This is a genomic window from Arthrobacter sp. YD4 (assembly GCF_030410515.1).
Classification (GTDB): domain Bacteria; phylum Actinomycetota; class Actinomycetes; order Actinomycetales; family Micrococcaceae; genus Arthrobacter.
Genome location: NZ_JAUHHD010000001.1, coordinates 642,914 through 657,274, shown reverse-complemented (window position 1 = coordinate 657,274; position 14,361 = coordinate 642,914). Strand labels below are relative to the sequence as shown.

Below are 14,361 nucleotides of genomic sequence, written 5' to 3'. Positions count from 1 at the left end.
CGCCGGAGAGCTCGGCTAGAGGGTGCGGGGCGCCTTGGCCAGGTTCTCGCGCAGTTCCTCGGCGTTTTGGCGGCTGCCGTAGGCAGGGCGGTCGCGTTCCACGCGCCAGCTCTCGGAGAGCGGGCCGATGTTGACGGTGTCGAAACCGAACTCGTCGTACAGCCGGGTGACCAGTTCCGCGGCCTCCGGGTAGTCACTGGCGGTGGCCAGCGCCCGGCGGTTGTCGGTGCCGGCCGGGGTGCCGTCGGTGGTGATCTGGGTGTACATGATGTGGTTGAAGCCCTTGGCCACCTTGGACTGCGGCAGGAGGTCCTGCAGCATGCCGGAGGTGGTGGCCTCGCCGTTATCCAGCGCGGCGATGCGGCCGTCGCGCTCCCAGTAGTAGTTGTTGGTGTCCACCACGATCTTCCCGGCCAGCGGTTCGGCCGGGATGTCGCCGATGTTCTTCAGCGGGACGGTAACGACGGCGAAGTCGCCGGCCGCGGCGGCTTCGGCGGCCGTGGCCGCGCGGGCCTTCGGCCCCAGTTCCGCGACGAGGTCGCCCAGCGTCTCGGGTCCGCGGGAGTTGCTGATGACGACGTCGTAGCCGATTTCGACCGCCTTGCGGGCGACCTGGCTGCCAATGTGACCTGCACCGATGATTCCAATAGTTGTCATAGTGGGGGCAACGGCCCGAGGTCCCGGGATATTTCGTGGTGTGCGGGCCGTTCGCTCTGCGCGGAGCTTTCCGTTCCCGGACGGATCACCAGAAGTCTCACGGCCGGCGCGTCAGAGCCGCAGCCAGTCCTCGTTGAAGTCGGGGTGGTCGACGTAAGGCAGCGCCACCGCCCGCAGCGACCGTTCCATCCAGTCCAGTGACCGGGGCGCCCAGCCGCCGTCCCCGGAGCCCCCATCAACCGATTCGGTGACCATGGCCGTCAGGGCGGATTGCCGGGCGGCCTCCACCACCTGGATCAGCCGCCGTTTGGCCTCGCACTCGAGCAGCAGCCGCTGTTCGTACCATTCGCCAGACTTGGAGAGGGTCCTGTCGGTCAGCAGCGATTTGGCCGCGGCCTCGTCCTCGCCGATCCGTTGGGACAGGAATTCAACGATGTCCACAGCTCCGAGGGTACGCCCGGGTACCACCGGCAGGCACGTGCCGACGCCGGGATCCGTGTGTCCGGATCGTGATCCCCGGCCGCCCCGGCCGGTGCAAGCGAAGCGGTGCCTAGCCCAGCAGGTCGTCCTCGTAGCACCAGCGCCACTCCTCGCCGGGTTCGGCGCTGCGCATCACGGGATGGCCGGTAGAGCGGTAGTGCTTCGTGGCGTGGGTGCCGGGGGAGGAATCGCAACAGGCGACGTTTCCGCACGCCAGGCACATCCTGAGGTGGACCGGCGTCGTGCCCTCCCGCCGGCACTCGGCGCAGAAGGGGTCCTCGGGGACCTCGCGGTCCGGGGCCGACTCCAGGTGCCCGCAGGCGCCGCCGGGCTGCGCGAGGCCCTCGCCGCCGCCGTCGCCGGCCGTGTCCAGCTCGTCGAGGGAGATATCCAGCATCGATTCTTCGACGTCCAGCCGGTCCAGGACCTCGCTGAGCACCTCGTGGGCGTACTCCCCGCCGCGCCTAAGCTCCAGCACTTTGGCCCGTTCCGCCTCCAGCATGGCCAGGCGCAGCTCCGCGTACCGCTGGCTGGGGGTCGCGGCCTCGGAGGTGGGCCGGCCCAACCGCTCCCACGCCGCCAGGCCGCGCTCCTGGGTGCGCCGCTTCAGCATCGCCATCACTTCGGGCGGGTCGTTGTCGGTGCGCAGTTCCTGCAACCGCTCCACGCCCGCCGCCGTCGCCAGCTGCATCAGGGAGGCCTGGTTGAGCGCGTCCTCGCGCCGGTCCGGGCCCTGTACCCGCAGCCACCGCACCAGCGGGGGCAGCGTGAAGCCCTGCAGGGTCAGGGTGCCACCCACCACCACCAAGGCCGCGAGGATCAGCACGGAGCGGTGTTCCAGGTCTGCCGGCAGCACCAGCACCGCGGCGAGGGTCACCACGCCGCGCATGCCCGCCCAGGACACGATTGCGGCGAATTGCCAGGGCGGGGCAGGGTCCTTGCGCTTGATGCTGGGAATCAGCCGCGGCAGGTAGGTTGCGGGGAAGACCCAGACCGGCCGCAGCACCAGCACCGCCAGCAGGATCACGGCGCACCCGGCCCAGATCCGGCCCGCGCCGAGCGAATCGTCCTGGACGCCCTCGATGATGGTCCGGACCTGCAGCCCGATCAGCAGGAAGACGGAGTTCTCCAGCAGGAACTGCACGGTGTTCCAGTTGCTGCGCTGGCTGAGCCGGGCCGCGCCGTTGGGCATGGACGGCGCCTTCATCCCCATCACCAGTCCGGTGACGACGACGGCGAGGACCCCGGAGGCGTGGATGGCCTCGGCCGGCAGGTAGGCGACGAACGGGGCCATCAGCGACGTCGAGGTGTTGATCGCGACGTTGCGGATCCGCTTGCGCAGCATGGTCAGCACGTAGGCCGCGGCCAAGCCCACCACCAGGCCACCGCCTGCGGCGAGCACGAAGCCCCCCGCGATGCCGGCCGCGGAGACGGTTCCGGCGATGGCGGCGATGGCGCTGCGCAGGCAGACCAGGGCGGTGGCGTCGTTGACCAGCGATTCGCCCTCGAGGATGGTCACGATGCGGCGCGGCATGCCCACCTTGCGGGCGATCGCGGTGGCGGCCACGGCGTCCGGCGGGGCGACGACGGCGCCGAGGGCGATCGCCGCCGCGAGCGGGATTTCCGGGAACAGCCACCAGACCACCAGACCCACGGCGATGGTTCCGAAGATCACGTAGCCCACCGAGAGCAGGCCGATGGCGCGGCGGTTGGAACCGAAGTCGAACAGCGAGGTGCGCAGCGCCGCCGCGTAGAGCAGCGGCGGCAGCAGGCCCACCAGAACCATTTCGGGATTCAGCTCTATGTCCGGGACGAAGGGAATGAAGGATCCCGCGACGCCGGCGAGGACCAGCAGCAGCGGGACGGAGATGTCCAGCTTCCGGCCCAGGGCGCTTCCGGCGCAGACAACCGCTACGAGCACCAGCAAACCGAGGGCTATGTCCATAGGCTCATTCTGTCAGGCGCTCACCGCGGCGCGGGCCGGTCCTCAGGCGGCGTTGCCTGCCGTGACGGACTCTTTGACACGACCGTGTTCTTCTGCCGGTTCCCCGGTCCGTTGGTGGTCCGCCGGAGCTGCCGCGTGCACCGGGTGGGGGAGGCCGTGGTGTCCGAACGGGTTGAAGCGGCTGTGTGCCAGGCCGTCGAATTCGTAGGCGGTCTCGGCGTGCTCGGACCGGTCGACACCGGCCACCTCGGCCTCGTGGCTGACCCGGAAACCGATCGTCGTGTGGATGGCCAGGCCGATGACCGCCGTCGCCAGTGCCGAGAGCAGCACGGTGATCAGCACGGCAACCGTCTGGGCGACCAGCTGCTGCAGTCCGCCGCCGTAGAACAGCCCGCCGCCGTGGCCGTCCACGGGCAGGGCGATGAAGCCCAGGGCCAGGGTGCCGATCAGGCCGCCGCCGAGGTGGACGCCGACGACATCGAGCGAGTCATCGAAGCCGAAGCGGAACTTCAGGTCCACGAACACGCAGCAGGCGGCGCCGGCCAGCAGGCCCAGGCCGACGGCGGCGAGCGGGCTGACGTTGGCGCACGACGGCGTGATGGCCACCAGGCCCGCGACGACGCCGGACGCGGCGCCGAGGGAGGTGGGGTGGCCGTGGCGGACCTTCTCGACGGCGAGCCAGCTGAGCATGGCGGCGGCCGGGGCGGCGAGGGTGTTGACCCAGATCAGGCCGGCCTGTTCCACGGTGGTGGCGGCGCCGGCGTTAAAGCCGAACCAGCCGAACCAGAGGATGCCGGCGCCCAGCATGATGAAGGGGATGTTGTGCGGGCGGTGCGAGGGGTCCTTCGCGAAACCGTGGCGGTTGCCGACGATCAGGACCATGACCAGGGCCGCGGTGCCGGAGGCGATCTCGACGACGGTGCCGCCGGCGAAGTCGATGACCTGGCCGAAGATCTTGCTGACGGCCCCGCCGGGGCTCATCAGCCCGCCGCCCCAGACCATGTACGCCAGCGGGCAGTAGACGGCGGTGATCCACACCGGGACGAAGAGGGCCCAGGCGGAGAATTTGGTGCGGTCTGCGATGGCCCCGCTGATGAGGGCGACGGTGATGATGGCGAAGGTGGCGCTGAAACCTGCCTTGATCAGGTCCGGCGAGCCGATCAGCCGGGAGAGCCCCGCGTTGGCGAACGGGTCTCCGAAGATACCCAGCACGCCCTGGCCGGTGGACATCGAGTAGCCCCAGAGGACCCAGACCACGCCGACGATGGCCGCCGAGACGAAGCTCATCATGATCATGTTCAAGGAGGCCTTGGCGCGGGTCATGCCGCCGTAGAACAGGCCCAGGGCCGGGGTCATGAGCAGCGCGAGGGCTGCAGAAATGATGATCCAGACGCTTCCCGCGGTGAGCTGCACCTGCGTGTCCCTTCGTCAACCGTCGTACCGGGACACTTCGCCGCCGGCCCCCAACCGGGTTTAATCCTCGCGTCGGAGTGTTTCAGGCAGTCGGGCTCTGCGTTGCGGGAAAGTTACAGGATTCGGGCTTTCGTGTCAGGGCGTTAACGGTCATGTTTCGGGGATGTTAACGAGGGCTCACGCGGGCCGATTCGACGGTTCCCTGCCGACTCGACGTTTGGAAGCGTTGAAACTGCAGGGAACCGTCGAAACGGGCGGGACAGACTCAGAAGCGGGCGATCTCCGTCAGGTAGCCGTAGTACTTGGCGTCAACGGGCCGGAGCGGGTCGCCGGTGAAGCCGAAGTCCCGGTGCCGGTGGTTGTACGCCTCGACATGGTCCAGGAACTGCTCGCCCACCTCGGCCCCGGAACCATGGCAGGCCCCGTCGCTGATGCAGAGGGCGACGGCGCCGGCCACGGCGGGGCTGGCGAAGCTGGTTCCGTGGTTGATTCCGTAGCCCCCGTTTGCTGTGGAGAGGACGCAGACCCCCGGCGCCGCCACCGTATGGCGGCGCTCCTTGGCGGCTACCGCGTAGTTGGAGAAGAAGGCCGGGGCGTCGTCCTTCTGGCCGAAGATGCCGAAGTCCACCGTCCCGCAGACGGTGCCTGCGAGTCCACCCGGCTGTCCGTCAAAGTCGGCGATCGCGGTGGCCGTGAGGACCTCGTGGTAGCTGGCCGGAACGGTGCCGGCCAGGTTGGAGGACTCGTTTCCTGCGGCCACGGCGTAGGTGACGCCGGCGCGGATCGAGCGGCAGATGGCGTAGTGCATCGGGTCGGTGCCCTTGCCGCAGTTGGCCGTGTCCGAGCCGGGGCCGCCGATGCTGATGTTGGCCACGGAGATGTCGTTTGTAGGGTCGTCGTCGCGGCGGGTGGAGGTGACCCAGTCAATCGCGCAGATGAGGCTCGCCTCGGTGATGACGTCGTCGTCCGTCACTACCCGGACCGACCAGAGCGGGGTGCCGGGCGCCGTGCCGATGATGCCGAGGTTGTTGTTGCGGGCGCCGATGACGCCGGCCACGGCCGTGCCGTGGCCCAGCTTGTCGATGGGGGTGACTGTGACGGGCTGGCCCGAGGTGCAGTCGACGCCGCCGCGGACGTTCAGGTCCGGGTGGTTGCCGTCGATGCCGCTGTCGATCACGGCCACGTTCACGCCGGTGCCTTTGTCGCGGGCCGGGTTGGCCCGGGCCGACTCCTGGGCCTCCTCCGGGTCGCCGCCGATGCGCTGCCACCACGCCGGCGCCACTTGGGACCCGGCCGGTTTCGGTTCGTCCGGCTGGCCGAAGCGCCGGTCCGCGGTGACGAAGTCCACGCGCGGATCCTTGGCCACCTGGGCCGCCTGGGCTTGGGTCATGGTGCCGGCATAGCCGCTGACGGCGTTGCGGTAGACGGTGGCGGCGGTGACTCCGAAGCTGCTCCGGTGCGCGGCCGCGATTGCGCCGGCGTCGCCAGTGCCGTCCTTGAGGACCACGATGAAGCTTTGAGTGGGTGCGGCCGCGGAGGCCGGGGAGCCGCCCAGAGTCGCCGCTCCGAGCGCGACGACGACGGCGGCGGCCGCTGCCCAGGGCCGGGAGCGGCGGGGGCGGCCCGGCGGGGCGGCCACGGACTCCTTCTGCGCCGACGGGAAAAGTGTGCGGACAAAAGTGAACATCGTGGCCTCCATTAAGCGACAGCGCTTCCGGGTGCCCCCCGTCCATTATGGTAGGCCGGTGCCACCGAAAAATCAGGGGCCCTTTGGTCCTTGGCCGCCCCCGTAGAGTGCCGGCCGCCGTCGGGCACCGCGCCAACGAGCGGCGCCTCGGCCGCCCGCGCCGCGTCAATCAAGAGCGCCTCGGCCGCCCGCGCCGCGTCAGCCCTTGTAGCCCTCCACCTGGCTGACCGGGCGGGCCTCGGCCTCATCCGGGTTCTCCCCGTACTGCCGCTTCGCGCGGCGCTGCCGGAGCAGGTCCCAGCACTGGTCCAGGTCCTCCTCGAGCTGCTGGAGGCGGAGACGGTCCGGAGCGTGGTCGTGGTCCGGGCTGGACGCCTCGGCCTGCTCCCGGAGTCCGCGTTCCTCGTCCACCAAGGCGGTGATGCGCTGCAGAATGTCGCGTTCGTCCATGATTGCCTGCTTCCTGCGGTGAGCCCGCGGTTCCGGTGCCGGATTGACCCCGCCAGCGTAGCCACCGCCCGCCCCTGCTGAATAGAGGGCTGGTTCAGAGGGCCGGTGTGCCGGGCGGCGACTCCGGGCGGCTTACACCCATCATATGATCAGCTTGCTTATTATTTTCGAAGTTCCTAGAGTGGGAAAGGCAAGCCACCAATCTTTCTGCGCGGGGCACCGCGGCCGGCAGGCCGCCAGCGACGCGCACCGCTTAGAGGAGGACGTATGTCGGAACACAACATCTCGGGCAAGAAGGTCGCTTTCCTGCTGACGGACGGCGTCGAGCAGGTCGAGCTGACCGGCCCCTGGAACGCGGTCAAGGAAGCCGGCGGCGAGCCCACCCTGGTGTCGCCGAAGAGCGGCACCCTGCAGGGCTACGACGGTACCGACAAGGGTGAGACGTTCACCGTGGACCTGACCGTCGACCAGGCCAACGCCGACGATTTCCACGCGCTGGTCATCCCCGGCGGCGTCGTCAACGCCGACCACCTCCGTGCCGACAAGGGAGCCCAGGCCTTCGCCCGCAGCTTCTTCGAACAGCACAAGCCGGTCGCCTCGATCTGCCACGGCCCGTGGCTGCTGATCGACGCCGGTGTGGCCAACGGTCGCAGCCTCACCTCGTACTACACGCTTGAAACCGACCTCAAGAACGCCGGCGCCAACTGGTCCGACGAGGAGGTCGTGGTTGACCAGGGCCTGGTCACCAGCCGGACCCCGGACGATCTCGAGGCTTTCAACGCGAAGCTGATCGAAGAGATCGCCGAGGGCGAGCACGCCGGCCAGACCGCCTAGCAGGCAGCCCCAGCCGCGCCGCAGGCCGCGTCCCCATCACCGTGGGAACGCGGCCTGCGGCGTTTGGACCCTGTGCAGCGCGACCTCGATCCGGCAGGATGTCACCCAGCGGGAACCGGTCCCTCCGCGGGGTCCGGCACCCGCGGGAAACTGACCAGCAACAGCACCAGACCAGCACCGGGAGGCCGTAACTATGACCACGCTGAACCCCTACCTTGGCTTTCGCGACACCGCCAGGGACGCCATGACGTTCTATCAGTCGGTCTTCGGCGGCGAGCTGACCATGAGTACCTTCGCCGATTTCCATGCCAGCGAGGACCCCGCCGAGCAGGACAAGATCATGCACGCCATGCTGACGTCGGGCTCGGGCATGGTGCTGATGGGCGCGGACACGCCCAACAGCATGGACTTCACGCCCGGCAACAACTTCTCCGTGTCCCTGAGCGGCGCCGACGAGGCCGAGCTGCGCGGCTACTGGGACAAGCTGTCCGACGGCGGATCGGTCACGGTCCCGCTGGACCGGGCGCCGTGGGGCGACATGTTCGGGATGTGCAAGGACAGGTTCGGGGTGGACTGGCTGGTCAACATCGCCCCGCCCGCGACCTAGTCCGGCGTGGTGTCGGTGGTGAGGCCGCGGTCATCCGTCGTCTCGGCATCGTCCTCTTCAGCGGGGCCGGGGACCTTGCGCGAGTCGGGTGTCCCGCCGCCGTCCTGCTGACCGTCCGTCCCAGGCTCGCCGGCGGACCGGCCGTCGGCGTTGCCTTCCTCGTCGCGGGGGACCGGATTGCTGCCCTCCTGCACCCCGTCGCTGACGATCTCTTCGGATTCAACCGGCTTGTCGCTCACGTGTTCCTCCGATGACTCGCATATTTCGATGACTCGCGCGGACCGGCGGACCCGGGCCGTCCTGCCACGCTACAGGGATCCGCCGCGGCGGTACAGGCCCGCGGCCGCGGACCGGCGTGGCTGTTCCGGCGCGGCACCGCGGGGGCGGCCGGGCAGTTAGGCCGTGGTGCCCGGGGCCGTCCGGGGCTACAGTCCGGACATGAACCAGGATCCCGTGGAGACCAACCCCGCCCTCTACCGGGTGGTCTTCGAAAATGAGAGGGTCCGCGTGCTGGAATACGTCGATGCCCCGGGCGACAAGACCGTGGAGCACCGGCACCCGGACTCGGTGATGGTCACCCTCAGCAGCTTCCGGCGCCGCCTCACCGCCAACGGACGGGAGACCGCCGTCGAGCTCCCCGCCGGGCAGGCACGGTGGCTGCCCGCCCAGTCCCACTCCGGTGAGAATATCGGCGCGAGCGCCACGCACGCCCTCTTCGTCGAACTCAAGGAACCGGGTCCGTCCCCGTCCACCGGCCCGGCACCGCTCGGTCCGGCCTAGCCGCGCTGACCGGGACCGCGCGCACCGCTGACCGGCGCCCGCGGCACGTCCCCGATTCGACGGTTCCGCGCCGGATCGACGCTTCCGCGCGTCTTCTGGGCAGGGAACCGTCGAAGCGGCGCCCAGCACCCGCTCAGGTGTAGTCAGTATGCTTACGGGACGCCGAAAGAAACGAGACACCCATGAGCAGGCCCGTGCGCATCGAGGTTGAGGTGGCCGGGCACGTGGGCCACGTGTTCGCCTCCCGCAGGAGCGCGGACACCGACGACGCCGGAGCCACCGCCGGTGCGCCCGGCCGCGACGCCGGAACCAAGGGCTCCGCGGAACCCGCGCAGGGACAGCCCGCCGTCGTCCTGATCCACGGCATCGGCGCCTCGCACCGCTACCTGGAGCGGCTGCACCGGAACCTCGCCGCGACGCTGGACACCTACTCGATCGACCTGCCGGGATTCGGGGCCACGCCGGAACCGGACCACACCCTCAACGCCGCCGAACAGGCCACCTACATCATCGGCGCGCTGGAACGGCTGGGAGTTCTGGACTTCGTCATCGTCGGGCACTCGATGGGCACCCAGTTCGCCACGGAGGTGGCCGTGCAACAGCCCGCCCGGGTCCGCTACGTGGTCCTGATGGGCCCCGTGGTCAACTACCGCAAGCGGACCGTGGCCCGGCAGGCGTTGGCCCTGGGCCGGGACTGCCTGTTCTTCGAGAGCCCGTCCTCAAACGCCGTCGTCCTCACCGACTACCTGCGCTGCGGGCCGTCCTGGTACCTGAAGAACCTCCGGGTCATGATGGACTACCGGCTTGAGGACCGGATCATGGACGTGTCCGCCCCGATCCTGGTGCTGCGCGGCGAGCACGACCCGGTGGCGACGCGGGACTGGTGCCACCGGCTGGCGGCGCGGGCCGCCGCGGGTGCGTTCCTCGAGATCGAGGGCACCGGACACGTGGTCCAGCACAACAAATCCGTGGAGGTGGCGGAGGCGATCCTCCGCTTCGCCGGACGGACCGAAACCGCCTCCGCAACAGAGCCCGCCGCATGAGCAGCCCGCTCCGGGTCGCCGGCTGGTGGGCGCTGGACTACGTGTACGCCGTCGGACGCCAACTGCGCAGCGCCGTCTCCCGGGTCAGCCCGGACGAATTCCTCAGCGGAACAGGGCGACCCGTCCTCATCATCCCCGGCATTTTCGAAGACTGGCGTTTCATGCTGCCGCTGATCCGGACCCTGCACGACGCCGGGCACCCGGTGCACGTGGTGACCGTGCTGCAGCGGAACCGGCTGGCCGTGCCGAAGGCCGCCGAATTGATCGCCGGCTACCTGCGGGACCGGGACCTGACGGACACCCTGATCGTGGCGCACAGCAAGGGCGGACTGATCGGGAAGTTCGCCATGATGGCCCTGGACCCCGAGCGCCGGCTGGTCCGCATGGTGGCCGTCGCCTCGCCCTTCTCCGGCTCGCGCTACGCCGGGTACCTGCTGCTGCCGAGCCTTCGCGCGCTCTCCCCGCGCAGCGCCGTGACCCTCCAGCTCTCCCGCGAGCAGCGGGTCAACGAGCGGATCACCTCCATCTACGGGCTCTTCGACCCGCACATCCCGGAGGGCAGTGTCCTGCCGGGAGCGCGCAACATCCAGCTCGACACCGGCGGCCACTTCCGCATCCTGGCCCACGAACAGACCCTGAAGACCGTCCTCGAGGAGGCGGCCGCCCCGCCGGCCTAGCTGTCGAAGTGCGTCCGCGCCGGGCCCTGGCCGAGCGAATCGACGATGCCGGCCGCGACGGTGTGCAGCTTCACGTTGCGGGTGCTGGAGGCCGCCTTGAGCAGCTCGAACGCCTCCGCCTGGCTGCACCGGTTCTGCGCCATGATGATGCCGACGGCGACGTCGATGCCCGTGCGGGTCTCCAGGGTCGCCTTGAGGTTGCTGGCCTTCTCGCTGTAGTGGGCGAACCGGACCGCGAGCCGCAGCGCCATGGAGGTCTGGTTCACGAAGCCGTGGGCCAGGTCGCGGGCCCGTTCATCGAAGCGGTGCGGGCGGCGTGAATAGAGGTTGAGCGCGGCCCGGGTATCGCCGTCGAGGAGGAACGGGACCGCCAGGATCGAGCGCATGCCGTGTTCCCGGATCCGCGCCGTGCACTGCGGCCACCGGTCATCCGTTTCCAGGTCCTCGATGTGGACGGGGACCTGTTCGCGGGACGCCGTGACGCACGGGCCGTCGCTGAAGCCGTACTGGATCTCGTCCATGGCCTGCGCGGTGGCGCTGCTGCTGGCCACGGTGGCAGCCTTGCGCTCCCGGAGGAGGGTAATGCCGCACAGCACCTCGTCGCCGTCCTCGGAGAGGGTGCGCGCGGAGACCTTCGCCAGTTCGCCGAGGAACTCTTCCATGTCCGCGCTGTTGAGCACGAATTGGTTCAGGTGTTGGCTAATCGAAGCCACAGATGAATCACTTGCCACTGTTCGTTAATGCCGTTTCGCTTGAGGTGTCGATCCGGCGACTGCGCCACCACGGCGAGCAAGTTCACGGTGGTTACGGTGACAGGCCGGACCAAATTCGTCCAACGGCCTTCTGCTAAACCGTACCGAGAAAAAGTATATACAGGACGCCGGACTCTTTTGGCGACGCTCAATTCGGCCGGCCGCCGGCAGCCGACGGCGCCCGCCCCCTGCGGGAAATCCGCCGAATCGCATGACGGGTGCCGGTGCCGGTCGTAGTCTTAGGCCTAACTGGCAGGTACTCGGACGGACAACGCATGTCACAGCTTGAAGTACGGGAGGCCGCCTCCCCGCCGCTGACCATCACCGACGCCGCGCGGCAGGCACCCGACGCCGTCCTGGCCGCCCTCGGCTCCGGGCCGGACGGGCTGTCCCGGGCCGCGGCCGCGGACCGGCTGGACGCGGTGGGTCCCAACGCGGTCCGGACCCACGAGGCCAGCGCCTGGTCCGTGCTGGCGCGGCAGTTCCGCAGCCCCATCCTGATCCTGCTGCTGATCACCGCCGGGCTCTCCCTCTTCCTGGGCGACGCCACCAACTCCGTGGTGATCGGCGTGATCCTACTGGTCAGCGTCGGGCTGGGGTTCAGCAATGAATTCCGCGCCGAGCGTGCCGCCGAGGCCCTGCACTCCCGCGTCACCCACACCGCCGTCGTCGTTCGGGAGGGGACCGCCGCGGAGCTGGACGTCACTGCCCTGGTCCCGGGCGACGTCGTCCGGCTGGGCCTGGGCGCCATCATCCCGGCGGACCTCCGCCTCCTCTCCGCCAAGGACCTGCTCTGCGACGAGAGCATCCTCACCGGCGAGTCCCTGCCGGTGGCCAAGACGCCCCCGCCGGTGACGGAGAAGGCTTCCTTGGGCGACCTGACCTCCTGCCTCTTCATGGGCACCGTCATCCAGTCCGGGAGCTGCACCGGTGTGGTGGTCGCCACCGGCGGCCGCGCCGAATTCGGCCGGATCGCCCTGGGGCTGGGGGAGCGGCAGCCGCAAACCGAATTCCAGTTGGGCCTCAAGCGGTTCTCCTTCCTGCTGCTGGAGGTCGCCATCGGGCTGACCTCGCTGATCTTTGTCGCCAATCTGCTGCTGCAGCGGCCGGTGATCGAGTCGCTGCTGTTCTCCCTCGCCATCGCCGTGGGCATCACCCCCCAACTGCTGCCCGCGGTCGTCAGCACCAGCCTCGCCACCGGAACCCGGCAACTGGCCAAACGGAAAGTCCTGGTCAAACGGCTGGTCTGCATCGAGGACCTCGGCGACATGGACATCCTGGTCACGGACAAGACCGGCACGTTGACGGAGGGCAGGATCAGCTTCACGACGGCACTCCCCGTGGCTGCGGGAACCGGCCCGCTTGAGCTGTTCACCCTGGGGCTCCTGGCCACCGAGGTGGACTACTCCGCGGCGGAGCGCTCCGTCATCGGCCAAAACCCGCTCGATGCGGCCCTCTGGGAATCGCCGCAGGCCGCCGACTTCGATCCTGCGCGGCACGAGCGCCTCGATGTAATCGGCTTCGACCACCTCCGGCGCCGCACCTCCGTGCTGGTCCGCGACGGCTCCGGCACGCCGCGGATCATCACCAAGGGCTCGCCGGAGGATGTCCTGGCCCTCTGCGGACCCGTCACCGCCGAGGTGCAGGCGCTGCTGGACGCCCAGTTCGCCGCCGGTTCCCGCGTCGTGGCGGTAGCCACCCGGGAAGCGCCCGGACTGGCGGACCTGACACCCGCCGATGAGGCCGGGCTCGTCCTGGCCGGGTTTCTGGTCTTCCTCGACCCGCCCAAGGCCAACGCCCGCGAATCACTCGACCGGCTGGAGGCGCTGGGCATCACGGTCAAGATCGCCACCGGGGACAACGCGAAGGTGGCCGAGCGGGTCTGCGACGAACTCGGCGTGCTCTCCGGCGGCACCATCACCGGCGCCGAGGCCGAGGCCATGTCCGACCCGGAGCTGAGCGCCGCCGTCCGCGAGGCCAGCATCTTCGCCCGCGTCTCGCCCGAGCAGAAGGCCCGGATCATCCGGCTGCTGCGCCAGAGCGGCGGGGCCGTGGGATTCATGGGTGACGGCGTCAACGACGCGCTCGCGCTGCACCAGGCGGACATCGGCATCTCCGTGGACAGTGCCACCGACGTGGCCAAGGACGCCGCCGACGTCGTGCTCCTGGACAAGGATCTGGGCGTCCTGGCCGACGGCGTGATGGAGGGCCGCCGGATCTTCGCCAACACCATCAAGTACGTACTGATGGGGACCTCCAGCAACTTCGGCAACATGTTCAGTGCCGCGACGGCCTCGGTGGTGCTGAGCTTCCTGCCGATGCTTCCGGGCCAGATCCTGCTCAACAACCTGCTCTACGACACCGGCCAACTGGCCATCCCCGGCGACCGGGTGGACCGCGAACAGCTGCTGGCCCCGGCGCACTGGAACATCGGCTTCATCCGGCGCTTCATGTTCCTCTTCGGCCCGATCAGCTCCCTCTTCGACTTCGCGACCTTCGGCCTGATGCTGTTCGTCTTCAACGCCGCTCCGGGGGAGTTCCGGGCGGGCTGGTTCATCGAATCGATCGCCACGCAGACGCTGATCATCTTCGCCATCCGCACGCGACGGGTTCCCTTCCTCCGCAGCCGGCCCTCCATGGGACTGCTCGGCGCGTCCCTCGGGGTCGTGGCCCTGGGCATCTTCCTGCCGCTGTCCCCGCTGGCCGGGCTGCTGGGATTCGACCCGCTGCCGGTGCCTTTCTTCCTGGCGCTGCTGGGCATGACCGTGGTGTACCTGGTGCTGGTGGAACTGGCGAAGCAGTGGTTCTTCGCCCGGACCGCCCAGCAGCCCCCGGCGCCGGTCCTGCCCCGCGTCCGGCGCCGCGGCCGGGACCACCGCATGGCCCGCCGCGCAGCCCGCTTCAGCACCCCCGGCGCGGCCCGCCGGGGCCCGCTGGAACCGCGCCGCGGCAGGGCAAACCGGCGCAAACGAAACCGGGTCCAAGGGCCCTCACGCCCCCGAAAGCCGTGAACGATAGTGAGATGAAGCGGCCCGG

Annotated in this window: 14 protein-coding genes; 6 read left to right on the top strand and 8 right to left on the bottom strand. The window is 69.5% G+C overall.

What is annotated here, in order from left to right; genetic code table 11:
* Positions 1–15: 15 nt before the first annotated feature.
* The 6 genes from QWJ39_RS03065 to QWJ39_RS03040 form a co-directional block, all read right to left on the bottom strand.
* The gene (locus tag QWJ39_RS03065; RefSeq protein WP_290256219.1) at positions 16–657 is read right to left on the bottom strand and encodes an NAD(P)-binding domain-containing protein; all 642 of its coding nucleotides are present in this window, start codon (positions 655–657) and stop codon (positions 16–18) included.
* A 111-nt stretch (positions 658–768) separates the two neighbouring features.
* Positions 769–1,098, bottom strand: a complete 330-nt coding sequence (locus tag QWJ39_RS03060; protein ID WP_290256218.1) for a DUF6221 family protein — start codon at positions 1,096–1,098, stop codon at positions 769–771.
* A 109-nt stretch (positions 1,099–1,207) separates the two neighbouring features.
* Positions 1,208–3,082: a Na+/H+ antiporter gene (locus QWJ39_RS03055; protein WP_290256217.1), complete on the bottom strand. Its 1,875-nt coding sequence runs from the start codon at positions 3,080–3,082 to the stop codon at positions 1,208–1,210.
* Positions 3,083–3,124: 42 nt separating this feature from the next.
* A complete protein-coding gene (locus QWJ39_RS03050) occupies positions 3,125–4,495 on the bottom strand; it encodes an ammonium transporter (protein WP_290256216.1) in 1,371 nt (456 codons plus the stop codon).
* A 265-nt stretch (positions 4,496–4,760) separates the two neighbouring features.
* A complete protein-coding gene (locus QWJ39_RS03045; protein ID WP_290256215.1) occupies positions 4,761–6,182 on the bottom strand; it encodes a S8 family serine peptidase in 1,422 nt (473 codons plus the stop codon).
* Between the two features lie 198 nt (positions 6,183–6,380).
* On the bottom strand, positions 6,381–6,632 hold the full coding sequence (locus QWJ39_RS03040; protein WP_290256214.1) for a DUF2630 family protein: 252 nt from the start codon (positions 6,630–6,632) through the stop codon (positions 6,381–6,383).
* 267 nt (positions 6,633–6,899) lie between these two features.
* Here QWJ39_RS03040 and QWJ39_RS03035 point away from each other — a divergent pair, with 267 nt between their 5' ends.
* Positions 6,900–7,466, top strand: a complete 567-nt coding sequence (locus QWJ39_RS03035) for a type 1 glutamine amidotransferase domain-containing protein (protein WP_290256213.1) — start codon at positions 6,900–6,902, stop codon at positions 7,464–7,466.
* 193 nt (positions 7,467–7,659) lie between these two features.
* The gene (locus tag QWJ39_RS03030; protein WP_290256212.1) at positions 7,660–8,073 is read left to right on the top strand and encodes a VOC family protein; all 414 of its coding nucleotides are present in this window, start codon (positions 7,660–7,662) and stop codon (positions 8,071–8,073) included.
* On the opposite strand, the gene QWJ39_RS03025 is transcribed toward QWJ39_RS03030, so the two are convergent.
* Positions 8,070–8,312 carry a hypothetical protein gene (locus QWJ39_RS03025; RefSeq protein ID WP_290256211.1) on the bottom strand — a complete coding sequence of 81 codons (243 nt, stop codon included), beginning with the start codon at positions 8,310–8,312 and terminating at the stop codon, positions 8,070–8,072. The two genes, QWJ39_RS03030 and QWJ39_RS03025, sit on opposite strands and share 4 nt — an antisense overlap.
* A gap of 199 nt (positions 8,313–8,511) precedes the next feature.
* Here QWJ39_RS03025 and QWJ39_RS03020 point away from each other — a divergent pair, with 199 nt between their 5' ends.
* From QWJ39_RS03020 to QWJ39_RS03010, 3 genes are all read left to right on the top strand, one after another.
* Complete coding sequence (locus tag QWJ39_RS03020) at positions 8,512–8,853, top strand: cytoplasmic protein (RefSeq protein ID WP_290256210.1); 342 nt, start codon at positions 8,512–8,514, stop codon at positions 8,851–8,853.
* 182 nt (positions 8,854–9,035) lie between these two features.
* Complete coding sequence (locus QWJ39_RS03015) at positions 9,036–9,896, top strand: alpha/beta hydrolase (RefSeq protein ID WP_290256209.1); 861 nt, start codon at positions 9,036–9,038, stop codon at positions 9,894–9,896.
* Positions 9,893–10,573 (top strand): alpha/beta hydrolase, encoded by a 681-nt coding sequence (locus tag QWJ39_RS03010; RefSeq protein ID WP_290256208.1) that lies wholly within the window; start codon positions 9,893–9,895, stop codon positions 10,571–10,573. The genes QWJ39_RS03015 and QWJ39_RS03010 overlap by 4 nt, the downstream gene beginning before the upstream one ends.
* Here the strand turns inward: QWJ39_RS03010 and QWJ39_RS03005 are convergent.
* On the bottom strand, positions 10,570–11,304 hold the full coding sequence (locus tag QWJ39_RS03005) for a GAF and ANTAR domain-containing protein (protein WP_290256207.1): 735 nt from the start codon (positions 11,302–11,304) through the stop codon (positions 10,570–10,572). The two genes, QWJ39_RS03010 and QWJ39_RS03005, sit on opposite strands and share 4 nt — an antisense overlap.
* 296 nt (positions 11,305–11,600) lie before the next feature.
* Between QWJ39_RS03005 and mgtA the strand changes: the two genes are divergently transcribed.
* The gene (gene mgtA, locus QWJ39_RS03000) at positions 11,601–14,336 is read left to right on the top strand and encodes a magnesium-translocating P-type ATPase (RefSeq protein ID WP_290256206.1); all 2,736 of its coding nucleotides are present in this window, start codon (positions 11,601–11,603) and stop codon (positions 14,334–14,336) included.
* Positions 14,337–14,361 lie beyond the last annotated feature (25 nt).

What these genes read in the sequence shown, in the direction of transcription:
- QWJ39_RS03065 (WP_290256219.1), bottom strand. Translation starts at nt 657, where the DNA reads ATGACAACTATTGGAATCATCGGTGCAGGTCACATTGGCAGCCAGGTC.
- QWJ39_RS03055 (WP_290256217.1), bottom strand. Translation starts at nt 3,082, where the DNA reads ATGGACATAGCCCTCGGTTTGCTGGTGCTCGTAGCGGTTGTCTGCGCC.
- QWJ39_RS03045 (WP_290256215.1), bottom strand. Translation starts at nt 6,182, where the DNA reads ATGTTCACTTTTGTCCGCACACTTTTCCCGTCGGCGCAGAAGGAGTCC.
- QWJ39_RS03040 (WP_290256214.1), bottom strand. Translation starts at nt 6,632, where the DNA reads ATGGACGAACGCGACATTCTGCAGCGCATCACCGCCTTGGTGGACGAG.
- QWJ39_RS03035 (WP_290256213.1), top strand. Translation starts at nt 6,900, where the DNA reads ATGTCGGAACACAACATCTCGGGCAAGAAGGTCGCTTTCCTGCTGACG.
- QWJ39_RS03030 (WP_290256212.1), top strand. Translation starts at nt 7,660, where the DNA reads ATGACCACGCTGAACCCCTACCTTGGCTTTCGCGACACCGCCAGGGAC.
- QWJ39_RS03020 (WP_290256210.1), top strand. Translation starts at nt 8,512, where the DNA reads ATGAACCAGGATCCCGTGGAGACCAACCCCGCCCTCTACCGGGTGGTC.
- QWJ39_RS03015 (WP_290256209.1), top strand. Translation starts at nt 9,036, where the DNA reads ATGAGCAGGCCCGTGCGCATCGAGGTTGAGGTGGCCGGGCACGTGGGC.
- QWJ39_RS03010 (WP_290256208.1), top strand. Translation starts at nt 9,893, where the DNA reads ATGAGCAGCCCGCTCCGGGTCGCCGGCTGGTGGGCGCTGGACTACGTG.
- mgtA (WP_290256206.1), top strand. Translation starts at nt 11,601, where the DNA reads ATGTCACAGCTTGAAGTACGGGAGGCCGCCTCCCCGCCGCTGACCATC.